Source organism: Vibrio tubiashii ATCC 19109 (genome assembly GCF_000772105.1).
Classification (GTDB): Bacteria; Pseudomonadota; Gammaproteobacteria; order Enterobacterales; family Vibrionaceae; genus Vibrio; species Vibrio tubiashii.
In genome coordinates this window covers 2,683,682-2,707,214 of sequence record NZ_CP009354.1, presented here as the reverse complement: position 1 = coordinate 2,707,214, position 23,533 = coordinate 2,683,682, and the positions used below count along the sequence as shown (strand labels likewise).

The following is a 23,533-nucleotide window of genomic DNA, read 5'->3' as shown; positions in this document are numbered from 1 at the left end:
TCGTTACTGAATACATTAAACCGAAGCTCAATGCTTCGGTTTTTTTATGCCAGTGTAGAGTAATGTCCGCGTATACATGGCCGCAATAGCAACAAAGTTCATCTCATCCAGTTGTTACCCTGTTGTAAGGTTTGCCAAGGCGTCGAAATCTCAAGCCTTGGCAAAGGAGCCTGGACACTAGTGTAAGAGGCTACTTAACCAGCTTAGCCTCAGTCAGTGCGGCTCTCAGTGTGTCAGCGCGTTTGCGGTTAACGCCAAAATCAGAGTGACCGGTGCGAGACTCAGAGCGAACAATCAGACTATTCCCTTCTATTCTTAATTCCAAATCATCGACGAAACGCATGATCTTACTGGTAAATTCTACTCGTAAATAATCAGCGCTTTTTTCCGCAGTTTTGGTTCTTGGCTCTTTTAGTACTACAGCTTCGATCTGATCTAAGGTCACGCCGTCATTGAGTTCAAACGGGGCGAGTTTATGCTCTGGTCGAGTGTCTTGTGTTGAAACGCAGTTAGGTTTGTCACCGCAAGGTGAAGCTGTACGATCTTGCATTTCTTGAACTCCTTGGCTACAAGCGGTTAAACCCAATAGGGTGATTGAAAGGAGAGCAGCGTTCTTCATTTTGAATACCTTGTCTTACTCTAATTGAATTCAATTATATGTTTTAAATAAAAAAAGGATCCAATTAATGGATCCTTTTGTGAGTTGAGCTAAGGCTATACCTCAAGGTAATCAAGTATGCCTTCAGCAGCTTTACGTCCTTCATCAATCGCAGTGACAACAAGATCAGACCCTCGAACGGCATCTCCTCCGGCAAAGATTTTCTTGTTGCTCGTCTGGAACATAAACTCTTGATCAGATGGTGCTTTGATACGTCCCCATTGATCGAGTTCTACGCCATATGGTTCAAGCCAACTCATCTGGTGGGGTTGGAAACCAAACGCCATGATAACGGCATCGGCTTCCAATACATGTTCACTGCCTTCTACAGGTTCAGGGCGACGGCGCCCCGCTTCATCTGGTTCACCCAATGCCGTTTTGACCACTTTGACACCGCTGACTTTGCCTGAAGTGTCGATTTCAAGTCCTAGTGGCTGAAGGTTAAACATAAAGTTTACCCCTTCTTCTTTGGCATTTTTTACCTCACGACGAGAGCCCGGCATGTTGGCTTCATCACGGCGGTAAGCACAAATGACGTTATCAGCACCTTGACGAATCGATGTACGTACACAGTCCATTGCGGTATCACCACCACCAAGGACGACCACTTTTTGCCCTGCCATATCAATAAATGGCTGGTCATCTTCCAAGTTCATTACCTTATAGGTATTTGATACTAAGAAAGGTAGAGCATCATACACACCTGGAGCATCCTCGTTGTCTAGACCCGCACGCATATTCTTGTAGGTGCCTACGCCAAGGAAGACCGCATCATACTCATCGACAAGCTCCTGCATTTGGATGTCTTTCCCCACCTCAATGTTGAGCTTGAACTCGACGCCCATTTCGCTAAAGACTCGACGGCGATTTTCCATCACCCCTTTTTCCAACTTAAACGACGGAATACCGAAAGTGAGTAGACCACCGATTTCAGGGTAGCGGTCGAAAACAACTGGCTTGACGCCGTTACGAACTAAGATGTCTGCCGCAGCAAGGCCCGCTGGCCCTGCACCGATAATGGCAACCTTCTTATCTGTCCACTCTACTTTAGACATGTCTGGTTTCCAGCCCATCTCAAACGCTTTATCGGTAATGTACTTTTCAATATTACCAATTGTCACGGCACCAAAGTCGTCGCTTAAGGTACAAGAACCTTCACACAGCCTATCTTGAGGACATACTCGACCGCACACTTCAGGCAAGCTGTTAGTTTGGTGAGAAAGCTCAACGGCTTCTAAGATGCGTCCTTCATTGGCAAGCTTTAGCCATTGAGGGATATAGTTGTGAACAGGACATTTCCATTCACAGTAAGGGTTACCACAATCTAAGCAGCGATCCGCTTGCGCTGTGGCTTGCTGCTTAGTAAAGGGTTCATAAATTTCGACGAACTCAATCTTACGAGTTTTAATTGGCTTTTTTGCAGGATCTACGCGTTGTACGTCGATGAATTGGTATACGTTCTGACTCATGATTCAAACATCCTCCATGAATTATTGGACTTGAACGCGCAGTTCTGCGGCACTGCGGCTTTGATGGCCTAGCAGGGTGTTTAAGTCTGCTGCTTGAGGTTTCACTAAGTAGAACTTTGGAATCCATTCATCAAAGTTCGCTAAGATATTTTCTGCGTGAGCAGATCCTGTCTCTTCTAAGTGTTCTGCAATTAAGCCACGTAAATGTTCCTGATGAATATAGAGTTCAGAAAGGGCAACTGCCTCTACCGATTCTTGGTTCACGCGACCTTGGAAGTCGTCGTTTTCATCCAAGACGTAGGCAAAGCCGCCAGTCATACCTGCGCCAAAGTTCACGCCAGTCGCCCCAAGAATGGCAACAATACCGCCTGTCATGTATTCACAAGCATTATCGCCAGCGCCTTCAATCACAGAGATGGTGCCAGAATTACGTACTCCGAAGCGCTCGCCTGCAGTACCTGCGGCAAATAGCTTGCCGCCTGTTGCGCCATACAAACAGGTGTTGCCTATGATGGTCGCCTCATTACATCTAAAGGCGGTACCTTGGTGCGGCTTGATAACAATCTTACCGCCAGCCATGCCTTTACCGACATAGTCATTAGCATCACCCGTCAGATAGAGTTCAACACCGCCCGCATTCCAGACGCCAAATGACTGACCTGCCGTACCATCGAGATGGAGTTTAATCGGTGTGGCAGCCATACCTTGGTTACCATAGCGTTTGGCGATTTCACCAGAAAGACGAGCACCAATTGAACGGTCAGTGTTAATGACGTTATAGAAGAGGTCTGCCCCTTGCTTGGCTTCTACAGCTGCTAAGGTATCTTCGACGATCTTTTGGTTGAGTTCTGCTTTATCAAATGGAGCGTTTGGCTCGGTCCAATACAGCGGATGGTTTTGTGGTGACACTGGTGCTTCAAGGATACTAGATAGATCGAGCTTGCTCTGTTTGGCTGTCATTCCTTCTACTGCTTCAAGTAGATCGGTACGACCAATGAGATCAGTTAGCTTTTCAACACCGAGTTCCGCTAACAGCTCGCGCACTTCATCAGCAAGACCGACAAAGTAGTTCATCACCATCTCAGGTAGACCTTTGAAGTATTCTTTACGTAAGGTGTCATCTTGCGTAGCAACGCCTGTCGCACAGTTATTTAAGTGACAAATACGTAAGAACTTACAACCCATCGCGACCATTGGAGCGGTACCAAAACCGAAGCTTTCTGCACCAAGAATTGCCGCTTTGACTACATCTAAGCCAGTTTTCAAGCCACCATCAACTTGGAGGCGAATCTTGTGGCGAAGACCATTGGTAACTAGAGCCTGTTGAGTTTCGGCAAGGCCGAGTTCCCAAGGGCTACCTGCATATTTTACTGAGGTGAGTGGGCTTGCTGCCGTACCGCCGTCATAGCCAGAAATGGTAATCAGATCGGCGTAAGCCTTGGCAACCCCTGTTGCGATAGTGCCGACACCAGGTTCTGAAACCAATTTCACCGATACCAGTGCACTCGGATTGACCTGCTTAAGGTCGAAAATAAGCTGAGCCAAATCCTCAATCGAATAGATATCGTGATGAGGAGGAGGGGAGATAAGGGTTACCCCTTGCACTGAATAACGAAGTTTAGCGATTTCAGCCGTGACCTTATGCCCCGGCAATTGACCGCCTTCACCGGGCTTCGCCCCTTGTGCGACCTTGATTTGCAAGACATCAGCATTAGTTAAGTAGTGAGGTGTTACACCAAAACGTCCTGAGGCAATCTGCTTGATACGAGAGTTACGTTCAGTACCAAAACGGCGTGGATCTTCACCACCTTCACCTGAGTTTGAGTAGCCACCCAGTCGGTTCATGGCGGCTGCCAGTGCTTCATGAGCCTCAGGGCTTAAAGCGCCGATAGACATCGCTGCTGAATCAAATCGTTTGAACAGTTCAGTGCTTGGTTCGATCTGTTCCAGTGGTAGCGGGGAATCAGACTTTTTCAACTGCATTAGGTCACGCAGCATCGCGACAGGGCGATCATTGACCTGTTTGGCAAAACTCTTATAGTCGGAAGAGTCACCGGACTTAACTGCGGTTTGCAATGTTCCTACAACATCTGGGTTGTAGGCGTGGTACTCACCACCATGGACATATTTGAGTAGCCCACCATGTTCGATAGGTTTACGCTTCGCCCAAGCTTTGCGAGAAAGGTTATATAGGTCTTGCTCAAAGTCTTCAAAGTTTGCACCTTGAATTCGGGTTGTAACACCATTAAAGCACAGTTCGACGACTTCCTGACTTAGGCCGACAGCTTCAAACAACTGCGAACAACGGTATGAAGCGACCGTTGAAATGCCCATCTTAGACATAATCTTGTACAGGCCTTTGTTGATGCCGTACTGGTAGTTCTGCATCACTTCGCGATAGCTCTTATCGATCGCACCATCGTCAATCACTTTGCCTAAGGCTTCATAGGCGAGATACGGGTAAACCGCGGTTGCTCCGAAGCCGAGCAGAACCGCAAATTGATGCGGATCACGCACCGTTCCTGTTTCGGCAATGATGTTAGCGTCACAGCGTAAGTTAGCTTCTATCAAGCGGCTTTGCACTGCGCCAACTGCCATCGCGGCTGGGATAGGTAACATGCCTTTGCGTAATGCTCGGTCAGAAAGAACCACGAGCACAGAGCCTTCTTTTACCGCCTGCTCGGCTTGAACACAAAGATCTAAGATGGCCTTTTCGAGATCTTTCTCTTGAGGATCGTAGTTAATATCCAGTACTGAGTTGCCATAATGTTGATCGTTTAGCTCAAGCAACTGCTTCATATCTGAGTAAAGCAGAACAGGAGAATCAAAGGTAACTCGGTGGGCGTGACCATCGGTTTCACAGAAGACATTCATCTCCTGACCAATACTGGTTGCAAGTGACATGACGTGTTTTTCACGCAATGGATCGATTGGTGGGTTGGTCACTTGAGCGAATTTTTGACGGAAGTAGTCAGTGACAAGGCGTTCTTTGGAAGAGAGCACTGCCATTGGCGTGTCATCACCCATTGAGCCAACGGCTTCTTGTCCCATATCACCCAGAACACGAAGGACCTGATCGACTTCCTCGTTGCTCATCGCAAACTGTTTTTGGTAGGTCTTGAGTTGGTCATCGTCAAAGCTACGTTCCCCAACCTGATCCTCTGCCAACTGCGAGAATGGTGTAAGTTTATGAACATTGCTATCCATCCACTCTTTATATGGATGGCGACCTTTAAGATCATTATCAATTTCGCTTGATTGCCATAGCTTGCCTTGGCGAGTATCCACTACGAGCAGTTCACCGGGGCCTACGCGGCCTTTTTCCGCGACTTCATCCGGTGCGTAATCCCAAATACCAACTTCTGATGCAAGAGTGATCAGCTTGTCTTTAGTGATCACATAACGAGCAGGGCGCAGGCCATTTCTATCTAAGTTACATGCCGCATATCGGCCATCGGACAGTACGATCCCCGCTGGGCCGTCCCACGGTTCCATATGTTTCGAGTTGAAGTCGTAGAAGGCGCGTAGATCTGGGTCCATATCCGGGTGGTTTTGCCACGCTGGTGGAACGAGCATACGCATAGCGCGGAAGATATCCATGCCCCCGGCTAAGAACAGGTCGAGCATATTATCTAAGCTTGATGAATCTGATCCCGTTTCATTGACGAAAGGTGCGGCCGTTTGCAGGTCGGGTAGGAGCGGCGAAGCAAATTTATAAGCACGCGCTCGCGCCCACTGCCTATTGCCTTGAATCGTATTGATCTCACCATTATGGGCGAGATACCTGAATGGCTGAGCCAGAGGCCAACGCGGTTGAGTGTTAGTCGAAAAACGCTGGTGGAACAGGCAGATAGCTGATTCCATTCGTAGATCGGCGAGGTCTAAGTAGAACCTAGGTAAGTCTGCGGGCATACACAGACCTTTGTACACCATGACTTGAGTCGATAAGCTACAAATATAAAACTCGTTATCGTCAACGATCTGTTTTTCAATTCGGCGGCGAGCGATATACAGGCGTCGTTCAATGTCGCGCTCACGCCACCCGGCAGGTGCTGAGATAAAAACTTGCTGAATATTGGGCAGTGAATCAGCCGCAATTGGGCCTAACACTGCCGAGTTGGTCGGCACTTCTCGCCAACCTGAGACGGTCAATGTCTCTTTTGCAAGCTCTTGATTAATAATGTCTTTAGCTTGTTGAGTTTTAAGAGGGTCTTGATTAAAAAAAATCATACCAACGGCATATTGTTTGCCGAGGTTGAAACCATTTTCTTCAGCGATAAGACGAAGATATGAGTCGGGCTTTTGTAATAAAAGACCACAGCCATCACCCGTTTTACCGTCTGCGGCGATACCACCACGGTGGGTCATGCGGTCAAGTGCTGAAATTGCGGTGCGTACCAGTTTATGGCTTGGCTCACCTTCCATATGTGCAATCAAGCCAAATCCACAGTTGTCTTTTTCAAGACGAGGATCATATAAAGCCATTGCAATTCTCCCTTTGCTTCTCTGTCATCCCGACAGAACTACCAACATCAAAAGGGTTGGTATGTATGACTAACTATGCGTTCTAATTGTTATATATCGGATAGATATGCAGTAAATGTTCTTAAAATATTTAACAAAATTGGACGAATTCATTTTCATCGACTTCACAACGTATAGGTTATTGTAAAAAAGGTCAAGTTCTTGGTGGAATATCACGTCAATATGCGATTTACCACTGAATACGCTGTAATAACCTATATAATTCAGAAGCTTAAGGTTTTTATTGTTACAATTTTGCAACAAAGGGTGTTTTGGAAAAATAAAAAAGACCAGCACAATGTACTGGTCAATCGGAAAAGTTTGGAAGGAATGATTGTTTATGCTTAACCACCTAGAATCTACTAAATGAGCTTCTTAGGTGGCTAATCATTATGCTGAGAGCATCAGTGAGTCAGCTTTTGCTTCAAGATTAGAATTACCCATTAGGTAATCATCAATCGCAATTGCACATTCACGTCCCTCATTGATGCAACGTACCACCAGAGACTGGCCAGTACGCATATCACCGGCTGCAAAGACACCTTTCTGGTTAGTTGCAAAGCCTTCAGTTGCTACGTTACCACGCTCATCAAGTTTGATATCAAGTTGAGCAAGCACACCTGTTGGTTCTGGGTGTAAGAAGCCCATTGCTAGGAAGGCCATATCACATGGGATAACACGCTCCGAGTTTGCTACTTCTTCAAAAGTAGGGCGCTCGCCTGGCGCTGCATCTTTCCATACGATATCAGCTATGCGTAGACCTGTTACCTGACCTTCATCGTTACCGATGAACTCTTTAGTCAGGATGTTCCAGTGGCGATCACAACCTTCTTCGTGAGAAGTGGTTGTTTTCATGATCATTGGGTATTGAGGCCAAGGCATGTTCGCAGGGCGTTTTTCTGGTGGGATCGGCATAATCTCAACCTGAGTAACGCTCGCGGCTTTATGGCGATTAGAGGTACCAACACAGTCAGAACCCGTATCACCACCACCGATAACCACAACATGTTTGTCTTTGGCGTGAATTTCTTCACCTTTAAGATCCATATCGTTGGCACGGCGGTTGTTTTGGCCTAGGAATTCCATTGCGAAATGAACGCCTTTCAGCTCACGACCAGGAACCGGGAGATCGCGTGGAACCGTTGAACCACCTGTTAGTAGCACGACATCATATTCTTGGCGTAATTGCTGAGCATTTACATCAACACCGATGTGTTGGTTTACTTTGAATTCAACGCCCGCTTCAGCCATTAGGTTGATCTTACGATCAATCACATCCATGCCCAATTTGAAATCAGGAATACCGAAGCGTAGTAGACCACCGACTTTCTCGTCACGCTCAAATACTGTCACTGAGTGACCGGCACTATTGAGCTGCTCAGCGGCTGCAAGGCCCGCAGGCCCAGAACCTATGATTGCAATAGTTTTACCTGTACGAGAACGAGGCGTTTTAGGTTTTGCGTACCCTTCACGGTACGCAGTTTCTACAATGGTTTTCTCGATGTTACAGATAGTGATTGGATCTTGGTTGATACCAAGTACACATGCACTTTCACACGGAGAAGGGCAGACACGACCTGTAAACTCAGGGAAGTTATTGGTAGAACTTAGAATGTTCCACGCTTCTTCCCAACTATCACGATAAACGGCATCGTTAAATTCTGGAATGATGTTGCCAATCGGACACCCGCTGTGACAGAAAGGAACACCACAGTCCATACAACGAGAAGCCTGAGTATTGATCTTATCGCCAAACTCTTCGTTTAAAACGAACTCTTTGTTGTCTTCAATACGAACCGATGGGTCGAGCTTCTTTGGAAGCTCGCGACCATGTTCTAAAAATCCAGTAGGCTTACCCATTATACTGCCTCCGCCTGTTCCGTTTGTGCTTGCTCTGCTTCAGCCTTACGCTTTTGAAGTACCGCTTTGTAGTCACGCGGCATCACCTTAACCATAGAGGCTAGGCTTGCTTCAAAGTTGTCTAGGAAAGACTGAGCAACTTCACTTCCTGTGAACTCAACATGCTTAGTAAGCATCTCTTTCAGTAATGCGCGATCTTCGGCTTCGATTGGATCGAGGTCGACAAGTTCTGGGTTGAGCTTAGTTTCAAAGTCTTCAGACTTATCCCAAACGTAAGCGACACCGCCACTCATACCTGCTGCAAAGTTGCGACCTGTTGAACCAAGGATTACTGCGACACCACCTGTCATGTATTCACAACCGTGGTCACCCACACCCTCAACAACCACTTTCGCGCCTGAGTTACGTACACAGAAACGTTCACCTGCCATACCGCGAATATAAGACTCGCCTGATGTTGCACCGTAGAAACAAACGTTACCCACTACGATGTTGTCTTCAGCAACGATGGTTGACTTCGCGTCAGGGTAAAGCACAAGCGTACCGCCAGATAAACCTTTACCCCAGTAGTCGTTCGCATCACCTTCCACTTCAAACTTCACGCCCTTAGCTAGGAAGGCACCGAATGACTGACCAGCAGAACCTGTGAACTTGACGTTCATCGGTTGTGGTAGACCTGTGTCTTTGTAAACCTTAGAGATTTCGTTCGACAGCATGGTACCTGCAGAGCGATCCGTATTGATAATAGGGAATTCAGCGTTAACTGCTTCGCCTTTTTCAAGGGCTGGGATAGCTGCTTGAATCAATTTACGGTCTAGAACTTCTTCTAGGTTGTGGTTTTGCTCTGTTTGGTTGTAGATGCCATCGCCTTCACGTGCTTGCTCAATGTGAAGCACAGGTGATAGGTCTAGGTTCTTGTATTTCCAGTGTTTGATGTCTTCACGAACTTTGAGTTTGTGCGACTGACCAACCATCTCATCGATAGTGCGGTAGCCAAGTTCAGCCATCACTTCACGTAGACCTTCAGCCATGTACTGGAAGAATGTCACTACGTCTTCTACGCGGCCATCAAAGCGCTCACGTAGAGTCTTGTTCTGGGTTGCGATACCAACAGGACAGGTGTTCTTGTGACACTTACGCATCATGATACAACCTTCAACAACCAATGCTGCTGTTGCCACACCCCACTCTTCAGCACCGAGTAGCGTTGCGACTGCAAGGTCGCGAGGTGTTTTCATCTGGCCATCAGACTGAACTACGATACGGTTACGTAGACCGTTCTTGATGAGAGTTTGGTGCGTTTCTGCTAGACCAAGTTCCCAAGGCAGACCTGTGTGTCGGATAGACGACATTGGTGATGCACCAGTACCGCCATCGAAACCAGCGATCAGGACAACGTCTGCTTTCGCTTTCGCTACACCTGAGGCGATGGTACCGACACCGGCTTCCGAAACGAGCTTAACGTTGACACGACCTGCGCGGTTGGCGTTCTTCAAGTCGTAGATTAGCTGAGCCAAATCTTCGATTGAGTAGATATCGTGGTGTGGCGGTGGTGAGATTAGACCAACACCCGGAGTCGAGTGACGTGTTGCACCGATCCAGTCATCAACCTTATCACCTGGTAGCTGACCACCTTCACCTGGTTTCGCGCCTTGAGCCATCTTGATCTGTAGCTCATCTGCGTTAGTGAGGTAGTAAGAAGTTACACCGAAGCGGCCTGAAGCAACCTGTTTGATTGCTGAGCGTTCCCAATCACCGTTCTCTTTACGCTCGAAACGAGTTGGGTCTTCACCACCTTCACCCGAGTTCGATTTCGCGCCAATGCGGTTCATCGCAACAGCCAGTGTTGAGTGTGCTTCGTACGAGATAGAGCCGAATGACATTGCACCTGTTGCGAAACGCTTAAGGATGTTTTCGATTGGCTCAACTTCTTCTAGCGGGATAGAACCTGCTGGGTTTTTAACAAAGTCTAGCTGGCTACGCAGTGTTGCTGCGTTATCGCCTTGGTCGTCTACCGCTTTCGCGTATTTCTTGAACTGAGAGTAGTCTTTGTTGCGCGTTGATTCTTGTAGCAGTGAGATAGTCTCAGGGTTAAACAGGTGTTTTTCACCACGCTGTTTCCACTGATAAACACCACCCACATCAAGCACTTGTACTGGGATTTCACGAGTAGGGAAACCAATGCGGTGACGCACTAGTACTTCTTTTGCGATATCGTCAATCGTTAGACCTTGGATGCGTGAAACCGTACCTGTGAAGTATTTATCGACAACGGACTTGCTGATACCTAGTGCTTCGAAGATCTGTGCACCGTGGTAAGACTGCAGCGTCGAGATACCCATCTTCGAGAAGATCTTCAGTAGACCACCGTTGATAGACTTACGGTAGTTCTCAAAGAGGTCGCGAATATTGGTTTCAGGATCAAGCTTCTTAGTGCGCTGCAGCTCAACCATAGTCTCGATAACTAGGTATGGGTTAATTGCATTAGCGCCGTAACCGACGAGTGTTGCGAAGTGGTGCGTTTCACGTGCATCACCTGTCTCAACTACGATGTCACACTTGGCACGTAGACCTTTACGGATCAGGTGGTGGTGAACAGCGCCAACCGCCAACATAGCTGGAATTGCGGCGTGGTTAGAGTTAACCGCACGGTCTGTCAGAAGGATGATTGAGTAACCATCGATGACGGCATCTTCTGCATACTGACAGATACGCTTAAGTGCGCGCTCTAGCTTGCCTTCGTCTTCGCTTGCTTGGAATACGATGTCTAGTGTCTTCGCTTGCAGGTGCTCGTTATCGATTGCACGTAGTTTCTCAAGCTCAGAGTTAGAAAGAACCGGAGACTCAAGCTCGACTTTTTGACAGTGTTCTGGTGACTCAGCGAGTAGGTTCTGATCTTTACCTAGGTAAGTGTTCAGAGACATAACCATGCGCTCACGAATCGGGTCGATTGGCGGGTTAGTTACCTGAGCAAATAGTTGTTTAAAGTAGTTTGATAGATGTTGTGACTGGTGCGAAAGAATCGCTAGCGGCCAGTCGGCACCCATTGCAGAAAGTGGTTCTTTGCCATCTTTCGCCATCGGTACGATGATCTCGTTAACTTCTTCAGAACTTACGCCAAATGCTTGTTGCTTGTGCAGTAGCTTCTCTGGCGATGGTTGGTTGAATTCGTTGCTTGCATCAGGCAGCTTCTTCAAGCTCAGGAGGTTTTCTTCAACCCACTTTTCGTAAGGCTGCGCCGACGCAATACCATCTTTCACTTCTTCATCAGAAATGATGCGACCTTGTTCTAGGTCAGCAACGAAGATACGACCTGGCTGAAGACGACCACGGAACTCAACGTTTTCTGGCTCAATCTCAACTACGCCAGATTCGGAAGCCATCACTAGGAAGTCATCTTTAGTTACTGTGTAGCGAGATGGGCGCAGACCGTTACGGTCAAGCGTTGCACCGACTTGTACGCCGTCGGTGAAACAGACTGATGCTGGGCCATCCCAAGGTTCCATCACATTGGCGTGGTATTGATAGAACGCGCGACGTGTTGGATCCATGTTTTTGTTTTCTTGCCATGCTTCAGGGATCATCATCATTAGCGCATGTGGCAGGCTGCGACCAGATAGAACTAGGAGCTCAAGTGCCATATCGAAGTTAGATGAATCCGAGCTACCTTCCTGACAGATAGGCAGTAGCATGTCGATCTCGGCCTGAGTGAACAGGTCAGATTCAATGATTGCTTCACGAGCTTTCATCCAGTTCAGGTTACCGCGAACTGTGTTGATTTCACCGTTGTGAGCAATGTAACGGAAAGGCTGTGCTAGACGCCATTTCGGGAATGTATTGGTAGAGAAACGAGAGTGAACCAGTGCCAGTGCGCTGACCATGGTTGGGTTCTGTAGATCTAGGAAGTACTGAGGTACTTGTTCCGTAGTTAGCTGACCCTTGTACACCACTGTCTTGTAAGACATAGAGTTGATGTAGAAGTCATCGCCAATGTTAGAAACGCTTTCCAGACATACGCGAACTGTGTAGTTTCGCAGTACGTAAAGTTTACGTTCTAGTTCTTCAGGTGTGATACCTGGACCGCCTGAGACAAATACATGCTCAAACTGAGGCTCGGTGCTTAGAGGATCTGCACCGATCATTGAGTTGTCAGTCGGTAGAACGCGGTAGCCAATAACGTCTAGCTCTAGACGCTTTGCATTACGTTCTAAAATATCGCGACATTGCGCGCGTTTGTGTTCATCTTTAGGGAAAAGTACAACACCGACACCGTATTTCTCAAAAGAAGGCAGCTTGATACCAAGCTTTACTGCTTCTTCTAACAGAAATTCATGGGGCTTTTGCAATAAGATACCTGCACCGTCACCACTACATGGGTCACAACCTTGACCACCGCGGTGTTCCATACGGGCTAGCATATCCAGTGCCTGAGTAACTACTTCGTGTGATTTACGGTTTTTAAGGTGAGCAACAAAACCGATACCACAAGCGTCATGCTCCAGTTCCGGAGTATATAGACCTTGGGCATTTTGCTCTCTATCTACCATAGATACATCCTTCCAGTTCAGTAGGCGCAAATGTGCTAGTCGAAACTAGTTCTACGTCCTGTCCTTTATAGTTTTGATTCGAAGTCAGCCTAGGTTGGCGACTTTGATTCCTTTCCGTATCTCGCAGAAAAATATTGCGAGAAAAACAATCCTTGGTGGAATCCCGTTTTTTAGTATCACAATCTAGTGATTTATATAGGTGGGAGTGGGATAACACCGACGTTTCACCGAGTTTTTATGTAAGTAAAATCACAAAAAACAGCGAAATCTGTAAGTATCCTACAATTTAGTAAGGATGAAATGCAATCAAAACTCGATGCTGTTGCCCACTTTTTTTGGGTTATAAATGAATATTATGTTTAACTTTTGCGTAACAATCTGGCTGAGGCACGTTATTTTTGCATGTTTATTGATATTGATTAATGCTTCGCCTGTTTGAAATCGCTACCTTTCCTCCTCCATTTTTTTCAGAATTGTAATTTAATTACATAGATCTTAATGAGATTCATTTCGATCTAATAAGAGGTTAGTCATGCAGCTTCACGAGTTGGTCAACACCATAGGGCAAGACCTTCAGCGCCGTTATGGAGAAAAAGTCCATAAGCTCACGTTACATGGTGGATTTAGTTGCCCAAATCGAGATGGGACGATTGGTCGTGGCGGCTGTACTTTCTGTAATGTTGCTTCTTTTGCTGACGAAGAGGCACAGATCAAAAGCATTCATGAACAGTTAACTGATAGGGCGGGAGAAATAGTTCGTGCCAAGCGCTATCTCGCCTATTTCCAAGCCTATACCAGTACATACGCTGAAGTTCAGGTGCTTAAGAGCATGTATGAAGAAGCACTTAAAGCGGCTGATATTGTCGGGCTCTGTGTCGGTACTCGACCTGACTGTGTGCCAGATGCTGTGTTGGAATTACTTTCTAGCTATGTAGAGCAGGGATATGAGATCTGGCTTGAGCTTGGGCTGCAAACCGCCAATAACCAAACTTTAAAACGCATTAATCGCGGTCACGATTTTGAGTGTTATGCTGAAATTACTCAGCGCGCGCGCGAGCTTGGTATTAAAGTTTGTACTCACCTTATTGTTGGATTGCCCAAAGAAACGCGTGAAGATAATATCGAGACGCTGAACAAGGTGCTTGACGTGGGAACCGATGGAATCAAGCTCCATGGGCTGCACATCGTTGAAGGTAGCACCATGGCTAAAGCGTGGAAAGCGGGTAAATTGGATGCGCCAGAGCTTGAAGAGTATGTCGCTATCGCGAGTGAAATGATCCGCATGACTCCCCCTGAGGTGGTTTATCATCGAGTCTCTTCTGCTGCTCGTAGGCCGACTTTACTCGCACCGCTTTGGTGTGAGAATCGCTGGTTAGCAATGACAGAAATTGGCCGAGCACTTAATCGTCAAGGTGCACAAGGGTCATTGTTAAATCAAACCTTTATATATACAAAACCAATATTAAAGGCTGATAATTAAGCAATAAGCTGATATCTTTTATACACTTACAAAAAGCGTGTCAAAGATAGGTTCGAGAAGCTGAATGGAGCAAGTATTAGTTTGGTTGTTGGACACCTCCCATGGGCATGGATTTGATCTTGTTGTCATTCTGCTCTCAATTCTTGCGGTCGTGTTTTTTTATAACCGCACTCAAACACATTTAGTTCAGCTTTTAAAAGACAATCCTACCGCCTTAATTATTGTCGACAGTAAAACTGGCGATCTTAAGTTAGCCAACGTAGCAGCAAATAAAGTCTTAGGTGTACGTAAAGTGGGCAAGAGTTATTTGTTGCCTGAAATGGTGACACCTCAATTCGTCCTTTCTATCTTTTCTCCTATCTCCGAAAATGTTTTCAAAGAGCAGAAACTAAGTTGGCCGATTTCACAAAGCCGCATCATTAAGTTAAAAGTCAGCGGTCGTAAAACCACTTACCGTCGACGAACCATGTGGTTACTCTACTTTACTCCCTCTCAAGTGACGGATCTTGAACTGAAGCGCGAGGTCGACTCACTTTCAATGATCAAAAGCGCATTCGATAATCTGTCGGAATTGGTGTTTATCAAAAACAACCAAGGTGAAATTATTTCCAGTAATCGCGCCTTTCAACGTTTCTGGAACAACAGGGAAGAGGAAGGAGCTGCAGATATCCAAAGTGTAATTAAAGGAAGAGCCAGTAAACGCCGCTGGACAACCAATCCTGATGGAAGAAGCTGTCTGTTAGAAAGCTACCAAAGGGTATTGATCTCTTCAGATGGGGAAAAGATTGGCACCTTGGGTATTAGCCATGATGTTACGGATTGGCACGATATGCAGCAAAACCTCCGCGATGAAATGGAGAAGCGTAAAGACACTGAAGTGGCGTTGGCACAAAGAGATACCATATTGCAGAACATCCTAGAATCGAGCCCAGACTCAATCGGGATTTTTAATGAGAATATGGTTTATCAAGCGTGTAACCCACCTTTTGTTAAAGCGTTAGGCATCGCCGATGTTGATGAGCTGATCGGTAAGCGATTGCAAGATGTGATTCCCAATGAAACTTATGCTCGTCTTTCTGAGACAGATAAGAAAGTGTTGTATGAAGGTAAGTCACTACGTTATATCGACCAAGTAATTAGTAGTTCAGGGCAATGCATTTGGTATGACGTCGTGAAATCACCTTTTAGAGATCCCGCATCGGGAACCAATGGTGTGCTGGTTATGGCGCGTGACGTCTCCGAGCGTTACCTTGCCGAGCAAAAACTAGAAGAGGCGAACCAAGAGCTTGAAAGGCTAAGCTTTGTTGATGGCTTAACCCAAATTTCTAATCGACGTCGATTTGATGAGCAGCTAGAAACATTGTGGTTCCTGCATATTCGTGAGCAGCAACCTTTAAGCGTGATGTTATGTGATATCGACTACTTTAAAGAGTACAACGATGCGTACGGACACCAAAGTGGTGATGAGGCTTTGATCAAAGTGGCTGAAGTGTTTAGAAAAGTATTGACCCGCTCCAGTGATTGTGTGGCGCGCTATGGAGGAGAAGAGTTTGGTTTTATTTTGCCAAACACAACCGTTGAAGGGGCGCTGCTGGTGGCTGAAAAAGTTCATGAGGAAGTGAAAAACTTAGCGCTTGAACATCACACTTCAAAAGTTTCTGATTTAGTGACGATAAGTATTGGCTTGGTATCCATCATTCCTCAACGTTTGGATCATAGCGACTCAATCGTCGCTTTGGCTGACAGCGCATTGTATCAAGCGAAAGCGGATGGTCGTAACCAAACCTGTGTGCATCACACATCCGAGAATTAAGCTTTTCTTATTTAAGGATTCTTTTAGCTGTCGTTTATGAAAACAGGTAGTATTTAGTCATATGTTTTCGTGCGGAGCTCTCAATGAAGCCGATTAAAAATCTTGCCCAATACTATGTCGATCTGCTAGTTAAGTTGGGCATCCTCCGTTTCTCTATTCTTCTCGCTCTAGCCCTCGTTGCTCTCGCTGTTGTGGTGCAGGTTGGTATTACCCTAGTCTTGAGTGGCCATGTCGATGATATTGATATTGTTCGCTCAGTATTCTTCGGTCTTCTGATTACCCCTTGGGCGGTCTACTTCTTATCCGTGGTCGTTGATCAACTGGAAGAGTCACGCCAACGACTTTCGAAGTTAGTGTCTAAGCTCAAAGATATGCGCTCGCGTGACCAAGAGCTCAACAATAAGCTGCAGCAAAATATCACTAAGCTCAATCAAGAGATCGAAGAAAGGATCAAGGCGGAAGAAGCTCGCGAAGAAGCGATGAAAGATCTTGAGAATGAGGTCTATCAACGTGAAAAAACTCAAGTCGAGCTTGCAGAAAGAACCGCACTGCTGCGTTCATTTATTGATGCCTCCCCCGATCTTATTTACTACCGTAATGCTGAGGGTGTTTTCTCCGGTTGTAACCGCGCAATGGAAGAGTTGACCGGCAAGAAAGAGAGTCAGCTGGTGGGCTTAACTCCTTGGGATGTCTACAGCAAAGAGGTCGCACAGCAAATTGTAGATACAGACCAAAAGGTCTTCTCCGATAATCAAGCCCTTACGTATGAACAGTGGCTTGAGTATCCAGATGGTCGCCGTAACTACTTCGAGCTGCGTAAGGTGCCGTTTTACAGCAAAGATGGTCGACATTTAGGGCTGGTTGGTTTTGGTCGTGATATTACCGAGCGTAAGCGTCATGAAGAGTCGCTTGAAAAGGCGAGCCGTGATAAGACCACCTTTATTTCTACAATCAGTCACGAACTAAGAACTCCGCTCAACGGCATTGTTGGTTTAAGCCGCATGCTACTCGATACTCAGTTGACTGCCGAGCAGCGCAATCATATGCAAACGATCAATGTCAGTGCGATTACGCTGGGTAACATTTTCAATGACATTATCGATATGGATAAATTCGATCGCCGTAAGCTAGAGCTTTTCCCTGCAGCGCTGAACTTCGAAGAGTTTGTCGCTGAAATGGAGAGTATTTCCGCACTTATGGCATCGCAAAAAGGGCTGAGATTTGATCTTGAGCGCTTGAGCGAATTGCCGACTGCGATTGAAGTTGACGCGACCCGTTTGCGCCAGGTGCTATGGAACTTGATCAGCAATGCGATGAAATTTACTAAAGAGGGCGGCGTTGTAATGACGGTCAGCTCTGAAGTAGATGAAGAGTATGCGCATATCACAATGGAAATCGAGGACAGTGGCATTGGTATCCCAGATGCTGAACTGGATAAGATCTTCGCGATGTATTATCAGGTGAAATCAGGCAAAGATAATCTTCATGCGGTTGGAACGGGGATTGGTTTAGCGGTTTCGAAACAGCTTATCAATATGATGGATGGTGACATTACCGTTTCAAGTGAAGAAGGCTTTGGCAGTACCTTCTCCGTCACGATTCGAGTGCCACTGGCAGAAAGCGAACAACCTACTGTGGATGTCGTCAATCAGTCGCAAGAGCTGAATATCTTTATGGTCGAGGATATTGAACTCAATATTACCGTCGCTCGTTCATTGCTTGAGAGTATGGGGCATGAAGTTTCCGTGGCGATGAATGGCGCTGAAGCGATGGAAATGTTCGACCCTGAAATCTATGACCTAGTGTTCCTTGATATTCAGCTACCAGATATGACAGGTTTCGATATTGCTGAGTACTTCAGACGTACCTATTCTGATTTACCGCCACTGGTTGCTCTAACTGCTAATGTGCTGAAAAACAAACGAGAATACCTTGATAGAGGAATGGACGATGCTATCAGTAAGCCGCTTTCGGTGACAGCGGTTCAAGACGTGTTAGCCAAATTTACTCAGCAAGAGGTGGCAGATAAGGTCGCTGAAGTTGTGATTGAGGAGCCTGTTACTGAGGGAGGAGAGATCTACTCTCGCGTACTTGACCTTGATATGCTTGAGTCGTACGTCGGCATTGTCGGTTCTCAGCCTGTGCTGGATAGCATCACTATGTTTGAAGAGATGATGCCTGACTACCTGCAAGTTCTCGACTCAAACATGATCGCTAAGCATCAAGAAGGCATTGTGTCTGAAGCGCATAAGATTAAAGGTGCGGCGGGTTCTATTGGGCTGAAGCACATTCAAAGCGTTGCTCAGAAAGCTCAATCACCTGATTTACCTGCTTGGTGGGAAAATATTGATGATTGGGTTGAAGAAATGAAGAATGAATATAAAAATGATATTCAAATACTTAAAGAATGGTTAGGACAACAGTCATAACGTCAGAGGTGAAAGAGATGAAAAAATTAGCATTGGTGTCATTAAGTGCCGCTCTACTAGCAGGTTGTGCTTCAGAGCCAGTTGGGTGGGAACAAGACAATCAAGTTGTTATTTCTGAGGCGACTGTATCGCTAAAAAGTAACCTTTGGCTGAATAAAATGCCAACCATAGGTGAGGTTCAAGATAACACCTTACATGGGGCTTTGTATCTTGAGTCTGATAAAACCCTTCCAGCTGAGCTTGATGTGGAAAGCATCTCTATTCAACAGGGTGAAGAAACGTGGCAGATTGATGGCGACTTACTTGAGCTACGTACACACAATCAAAATCAGTGGGAAGTCGCCTTTGTATGGCAGTTTCCTATTGATGCCGCTAAACCAGTTAATGTTGCTTTAATGCTCAACAATAACGGTCAAGTGGAATGGTTGGTAGAAAAGAACGTCAAGATTGATACGGTTTATTAGCGATTAACCTGTCCGCAGATAAATAAAAAGGCTTGCTCCAAATTGGAACAAGCCTTTTTTCATCCAATCAGCTAGATTAGTTGCTTGCTGTCTTTAGACCCGCATTCACATCTAGTACATCTTGCTCGCTCAGAGTACCGACAGCTTGACGTAGCTGCAGTACGCTTAGGATGTAATCGTAACGAGCGTTCGATAGGTTTTTGTTCGCATCGTATAGACGACGAGTTGAGTCTAGAACGTCAACGATAGTACGAGTACCTACATCGAAACCAGCTTCCGTAGCTTCAAGAGCTGACTGTGCAGAAACTACAGTTTGCTCGTAAGCGCGAAGTGCACCGATTGAAGCGCTGATGTTGTTGTTGAATGCGCGAACATCTTTAACAACGCTGCGGTAAGTTTTTTCTAGGTCTTGGCTTGCAGAGACATAGTTAAACTCAGCCTGTTTGGTTAGCGAGGTTGTTGCACCACCAGTGTATAGCGGAACATTTAGGTTTACGCCTACTTTGAAATCATTCGTCGTTGGATCTGAAGAAGTCGCGTTCGATACATCGCTATAGTTGTAACCACCATCGAGAGTTAGTTTCGGTAGGTGACCAGAACTTGCGTTAGAGATCTTATCTTTTGCGATATCTTGAGTGATTCGTGCAGACAGTAAGTTTAGGTTCTTTTCTTGAGCTTCGTTTACCAGTTCATCAATTGCTGCAGACGTTTTCTGTGCTGAGAAACGAGCAGTATCAAGAATATCTAAGTTAGAGTGTTCTTGACCTGTGATTTCGCGTAGACCTTCGTAGCTATTGACTAGGCTGTTTTGCGCTAGAACTTCATCGGCTAACACAGAATCGTATTGAGCTTGCGCGTCATGTACGTCGGTAATTGCAGATAGACCCACCTCAAAACGCTGCTTAGTTTGCTCTAGCTGACGGCCAACGGCGGCTTTTTCTGCTTGAACAAATACTAGATTATCTTGCGCGCGCAGTACGTCAAAGTAAGCTGTTGAAACGCGCAGAATGAGTGCTTGTTGTGCTGCTGCATAAGAAGCGTCGCTTTGACGAGCACTTTTTTCCGCTGTATCTAGCGTAATCCAGCTACTACGGTCATACAAAGCTTGAGAGAATGTCACACCAGCAGATAGTGCTTCGTTGTCATTATCAATTGTGCTGGTTGATTGTTCTGTTTCACCACGGGTAACGTTGTAACCAGCAGTTAAGTTAATTTGTGGCAATAGAGCTGCACGACTAGAAGTCACTGCTTCAAAGGCTTCATCACGCTTTGCTGCAGCGCTTAGTAGCGTTGGGTCGTTCTCTTTTGCTTGATTGTAGATGTCCGTCAGAGTGTCAGCGAAAGCGCTTGTGCTTAGGCTGCCTAGTGCTGCACTGATAATAAGTGGAAGCAGTTTTTTCATAGGTCCTATTCCTGCCAAATGCGAAAAATATTTGTCTTCAAGAGTTTAACTCAATTGATGGCAATTCACTCAAAAACTTTGCAAAGTTTTACACTTAACTGTCCGCTTGTGCAATAAAAATAATTCATCAATTTAACTTAAACTATAAAAATTGTATAAAAAGTTGAGCCATGTCCTTGGAAGTTAAGCTTTTGTCTGCGTAAACTATAAGATTCACTCAGAGAGGTGCCAAATGCAACAGTCTGACAACCAACATCAGCAGTTTACTCCCCAAGATGTGGAAATAATCTCAAAAGAAACACTGTTTCAGGGTTTTTTTAGAATGATTAAGTATCGCTTCAAGCATAAGCTGTTTGAAGGCGGGTGGAGTGAGCCGATAGAGCGCGAAATGTTCGAGCGTGGACATGCTGCTGCAATGTTGCCTTATGATCCAGTTCGGGATCAGGTTGTCATTATTGAACAGATCCGTGTTGGTGCCTTAGAGCACCGCAGTCCATGGCAGTTAGAAATTGTCGCGGGCATGATAGATAAAGGCGAAGAGGCCGAGGATGTTGTAAGGCGCGAAGCCGTAGAAGAAGCGGGCATTGAAGTGGGGAAACTGGAAAAAGTGACCTCTTACTACCCATCTTCGGGCGGCTGCTCTGAAAAATTAGATGTTTTTGTTGGTCAAGTGGATGCGAGTACAGCGTATGGCGTTCATGGTTTAGACTATGAAGGGGAAGATATTCGTGTACACGTTATTTCTCGCCAACAAGCGTATCAATGGGTAGTAGAAGGAAAATTTGAAAATGGTGCCTCTATCATTGCGTTGCAGTGGCTAGAGTTAAACCATCACAGATTACAGGAACAATGGCACAAGTAGCACTAAAGAAACCGTATCATGTTGATCTTGCTGATTTGATGCGGACATACGAAACAAATTACGCCAAGCTTAACGCTTTGTTGCCTAATCAACCGAGTGTGGGTGATGTACGTTGCTATCAAGCTGCTTATTTAACCTATCAGATTCAAGTGGTAGAAGTCACAAAGTACACAACTTTGGTCGATATTTGTCAAAGCGATGACGTTCCAGTATTTCCATTACCAACAATGTCTGTCAGGCTCTACCACGATGCTCGCGTAGCAGAAGTTTCTGCTTGTGACCACTTGAAACGTGTCAATGCCCGATATGATTACCCGAACGATAAAATGCTACAACAAGATGAGAAGGTACAACTTAACCGCTTTTTAGGTGATTGGCTTTCATTTTGTTTAAAGCAGGGTATTAGCCGCACTCCATTGAATATTTAGGTTTTTTTGTTTTGAAAGTAACGTCAAGTTCATCAAATAGCGACAGTATTAAGCTACTTCAGATTACTGACACTCATTTGTTTGAGCCAGTGGATGGTAGTCTGCTCAGCGTAAATACATTAGACAGTTTTAATGCTGTGGTAGCGGCGATCGTCGAAGAAAATCAAAGCTTTGATGCGGTTATCTCGACCGGAGATATCTCTCAAGATCACACCGCCGAGTCTTACCAGCGTTTTGAGCGCGGAATCGCTCCGCTGAAGAACACCTGTTTCTGGCTACCAGGTAATCATGACTTTAAGCCGAGCATGAGTTCCGTGTTGCCATCGACTCAAATTAAACAAGTTGAGCATGTTCTGCTTGGCGAGCATTGGCAAATGGTGCTGTTGGACTCTCAAGTCGTTGGCGTACCTCATGGTCGTTTAAGTGATCAACAGCTAGCTCTACTTGAAGATAAACTTTCTCAATACCCTGAAAGAAATACCTTGGTGCTGCTTCATCACCATCCAATCTTGGTAGGCAGCCGTTGGTTAGATCAGCACACACTAAAAGATGCTCATCATTTCTGGGAGGTGGTTGAAAAGCACAGCAACGTTAAGGCAGTACTGTGTGGCCATGTTCATCAAGATATGAATGTATTGCATCAGGGAGTGCGTGTTATGGCGACCCCTTCAACATGTGTGCAGTTTAAGCCAAATAGCGATGATTTTGCTCTGGATACGCTTTCTCCAGGTTGGAGAGAGCTAGAGCTGCATAGTGACGGCCAGTTAACCACGCAAGTCAAACGTCTGCCTTATGGCAGTTTTCAACCGGATTTTAACTCAGCGGGTTATTAAGGGAGCGCAATGAAACCGTCATTACTACTTTATATTCATGGTTTTAACAGCTCACCTTTATCGCATAAAGCCAATGTGATGAAGGAGTATTGCCTAGAAAATCGACCTGATATTAAATTAGTGACACCGCGTTTACCTTGCTTTCCACAGCAAGCTGCCCAGCACCTACTCGATATTGTAAATCAGTATAAAGATGACTATACCATTGGCTTGGTTGGCAGCTCTTTAGGCGGTTACATGTCAATGTGGCTCAATGCACAGTTTGGCTTTAAGGCCGTGGTGGTGAACCCTGCGGTGAAGCCCTATGAGCTGCTTGCCGACTACTTAGGTGAGCAAGAAAACCCATACACCAAAGAGCGCTATGTGCTTGAGGCGAAACATATCGAAGAGTTAAAAACACTTGATACGCCCAAAATAGCCACACCATCTGATTTTTGGTTGTTGCAACAAACTGAAGATGAAGTGTTAGATTATAAGCAAGCGGTTGAGCATTTTTATGGGGCAAAACAGAACGTCGAACAGGGCGGTGATCATAGCTTTGTTGATTTCGAACGCTATCCTGCTCAAATCATAGAATTCTTACAACTCTGACCCTCATTGAGGGAAGAGTCATAATTTTGCTTGTTACTTAGTTATCTCTCTTGACATAATTGGGTCTGTTCCAGACTATGTCTCACCAGTACTTGTGTGGGTTTGACGCAATTAGATAGTGGCCGCATGGACGACTGCCAACAGTCACTGCTTCCATTGTGAGCCAACGCCTT

At 45.8% G+C, this 23,533-nt stretch carries 14 protein-coding genes; 8 read left to right on the top strand and 6 right to left on the bottom strand.

The window, feature by feature from the left end:
• Positions 1–190: 190 nt before the first annotated feature.
• The 5 genes from IX91_RS12300 to gltB (IX91_RS12280) form a co-directional block, all read right to left on the bottom strand.
• Positions 191–619: a DUF1499 domain-containing protein gene (locus IX91_RS12300; protein ID WP_004744993.1), complete on the bottom strand. Its 429-nt coding sequence runs from the start codon at positions 617–619 to the stop codon at positions 191–193.
• Positions 620–714: 95 nt separating this feature from the next.
• Complete coding sequence (locus IX91_RS12295) at positions 715–2,127, bottom strand: FAD-dependent oxidoreductase (RefSeq protein WP_004744992.1); 1,413 nt, start codon at positions 2,125–2,127, stop codon at positions 715–717.
• A gap of 21 nt (positions 2,128–2,148) precedes the next feature.
• Complete coding sequence (gltB, locus tag IX91_RS12290) at positions 2,149–6,612, bottom strand: glutamate synthase large subunit (RefSeq protein ID WP_004744991.1); 4,464 nt, start codon at positions 6,610–6,612, stop codon at positions 2,149–2,151.
• Positions 6,613–7,041: 429 nt separating this feature from the next.
• Positions 7,042–8,511 carry a glutamate synthase subunit beta gene (locus IX91_RS12285; RefSeq protein ID WP_004744989.1) on the bottom strand — a complete coding sequence of 490 codons (1,470 nt, stop codon included), beginning with the start codon at positions 8,509–8,511 and terminating at the stop codon, positions 7,042–7,044.
• Complete coding sequence (gene gltB / locus IX91_RS12280) at positions 8,511–13,058, bottom strand: glutamate synthase large subunit (RefSeq protein WP_004744988.1); 4,548 nt, start codon at positions 13,056–13,058, stop codon at positions 8,511–8,513. Before gltB (IX91_RS12280) ends, IX91_RS12285 begins: the two co-directional genes overlap by 1 nt.
• Before the next feature lie 532 nt (positions 13,059–13,590).
• Between gltB (IX91_RS12280) and IX91_RS12275 the strand changes: the two genes are divergently transcribed.
• From IX91_RS12275 to IX91_RS12260, 4 genes are all read left to right on the top strand, one after another.
• Complete coding sequence (locus tag IX91_RS12275) at positions 13,591–14,538, top strand: TIGR01212 family radical SAM protein (protein WP_004744987.1); 948 nt, start codon at positions 13,591–13,593, stop codon at positions 14,536–14,538.
• A 64-nt stretch (positions 14,539–14,602) separates the two neighbouring features.
• Positions 14,603–16,351, top strand: coding sequence for a diguanylate cyclase domain-containing protein (locus IX91_RS12270; RefSeq protein WP_004744986.1), 1,749 nt, complete (start codon positions 14,603–14,605; stop codon positions 16,349–16,351).
• Between the two features lie 83 nt (positions 16,352–16,434).
• Positions 16,435–18,780 carry an aerobic respiration two-component sensor histidine kinase ArcB gene (gene arcB / locus IX91_RS12265; RefSeq protein WP_004744985.1) on the top strand — a complete coding sequence of 782 codons (2,346 nt, stop codon included), beginning with the start codon at positions 16,435–16,437 and terminating at the stop codon, positions 18,778–18,780.
• A 17-nt stretch (positions 18,781–18,797) separates the two neighbouring features.
• Positions 18,798–19,244, top strand: coding sequence for a hypothetical protein (locus IX91_RS12260; RefSeq protein WP_004744984.1), 447 nt, complete (start codon positions 18,798–18,800; stop codon positions 19,242–19,244).
• A 76-nt stretch (positions 19,245–19,320) separates the two neighbouring features.
• On the opposite strand, the gene tolC is transcribed toward IX91_RS12260, so the two are convergent.
• On the bottom strand, positions 19,321–20,646 hold the full coding sequence (gene tolC / locus IX91_RS12255; RefSeq protein ID WP_004744983.1) for an outer membrane channel protein TolC: 1,326 nt from the start codon (positions 20,644–20,646) through the stop codon (positions 19,321–19,323).
• A gap of 232 nt (positions 20,647–20,878) precedes the next feature.
• On the opposite strand from tolC, the gene nudF reads away from it, so the two are divergent.
• Genes nudF through yqiA form a run of 4 tightly spaced genes read left to right on the top strand, consistent with a single transcriptional unit; the run spans position 20,879 to position 23,360 of the window.
• Positions 20,879–21,508 (top strand): ADP-ribose diphosphatase, encoded by a 630-nt coding sequence (nudF, locus tag IX91_RS12250; protein ID WP_004744982.1) that lies wholly within the window; start codon positions 20,879–20,881, stop codon positions 21,506–21,508.
• Entirely contained in the window at positions 21,496–21,936 is a 441-nt protein-coding gene (locus IX91_RS12245) for a DUF1249 family protein (protein ID WP_004744981.1), read from the top strand. Before nudF ends, IX91_RS12245 begins: the two co-directional genes overlap by 13 nt.
• An 11-nt stretch (positions 21,937–21,947) precedes the next feature.
• Positions 21,948–22,769 carry a 3',5'-cyclic-AMP phosphodiesterase gene (gene cpdA, locus IX91_RS12240; protein ID WP_004744980.1) on the top strand — a complete coding sequence of 274 codons (822 nt, stop codon included), beginning with the start codon at positions 21,948–21,950 and terminating at the stop codon, positions 22,767–22,769.
• A 9-nt stretch (positions 22,770–22,778) separates the two neighbouring features.
• Positions 22,779–23,360, top strand: coding sequence for an esterase YqiA (gene yqiA, locus IX91_RS12235; RefSeq protein ID WP_004744979.1), 582 nt, complete (start codon positions 22,779–22,781; stop codon positions 23,358–23,360).
• Positions 23,361–23,533 lie beyond the last annotated feature (173 nt).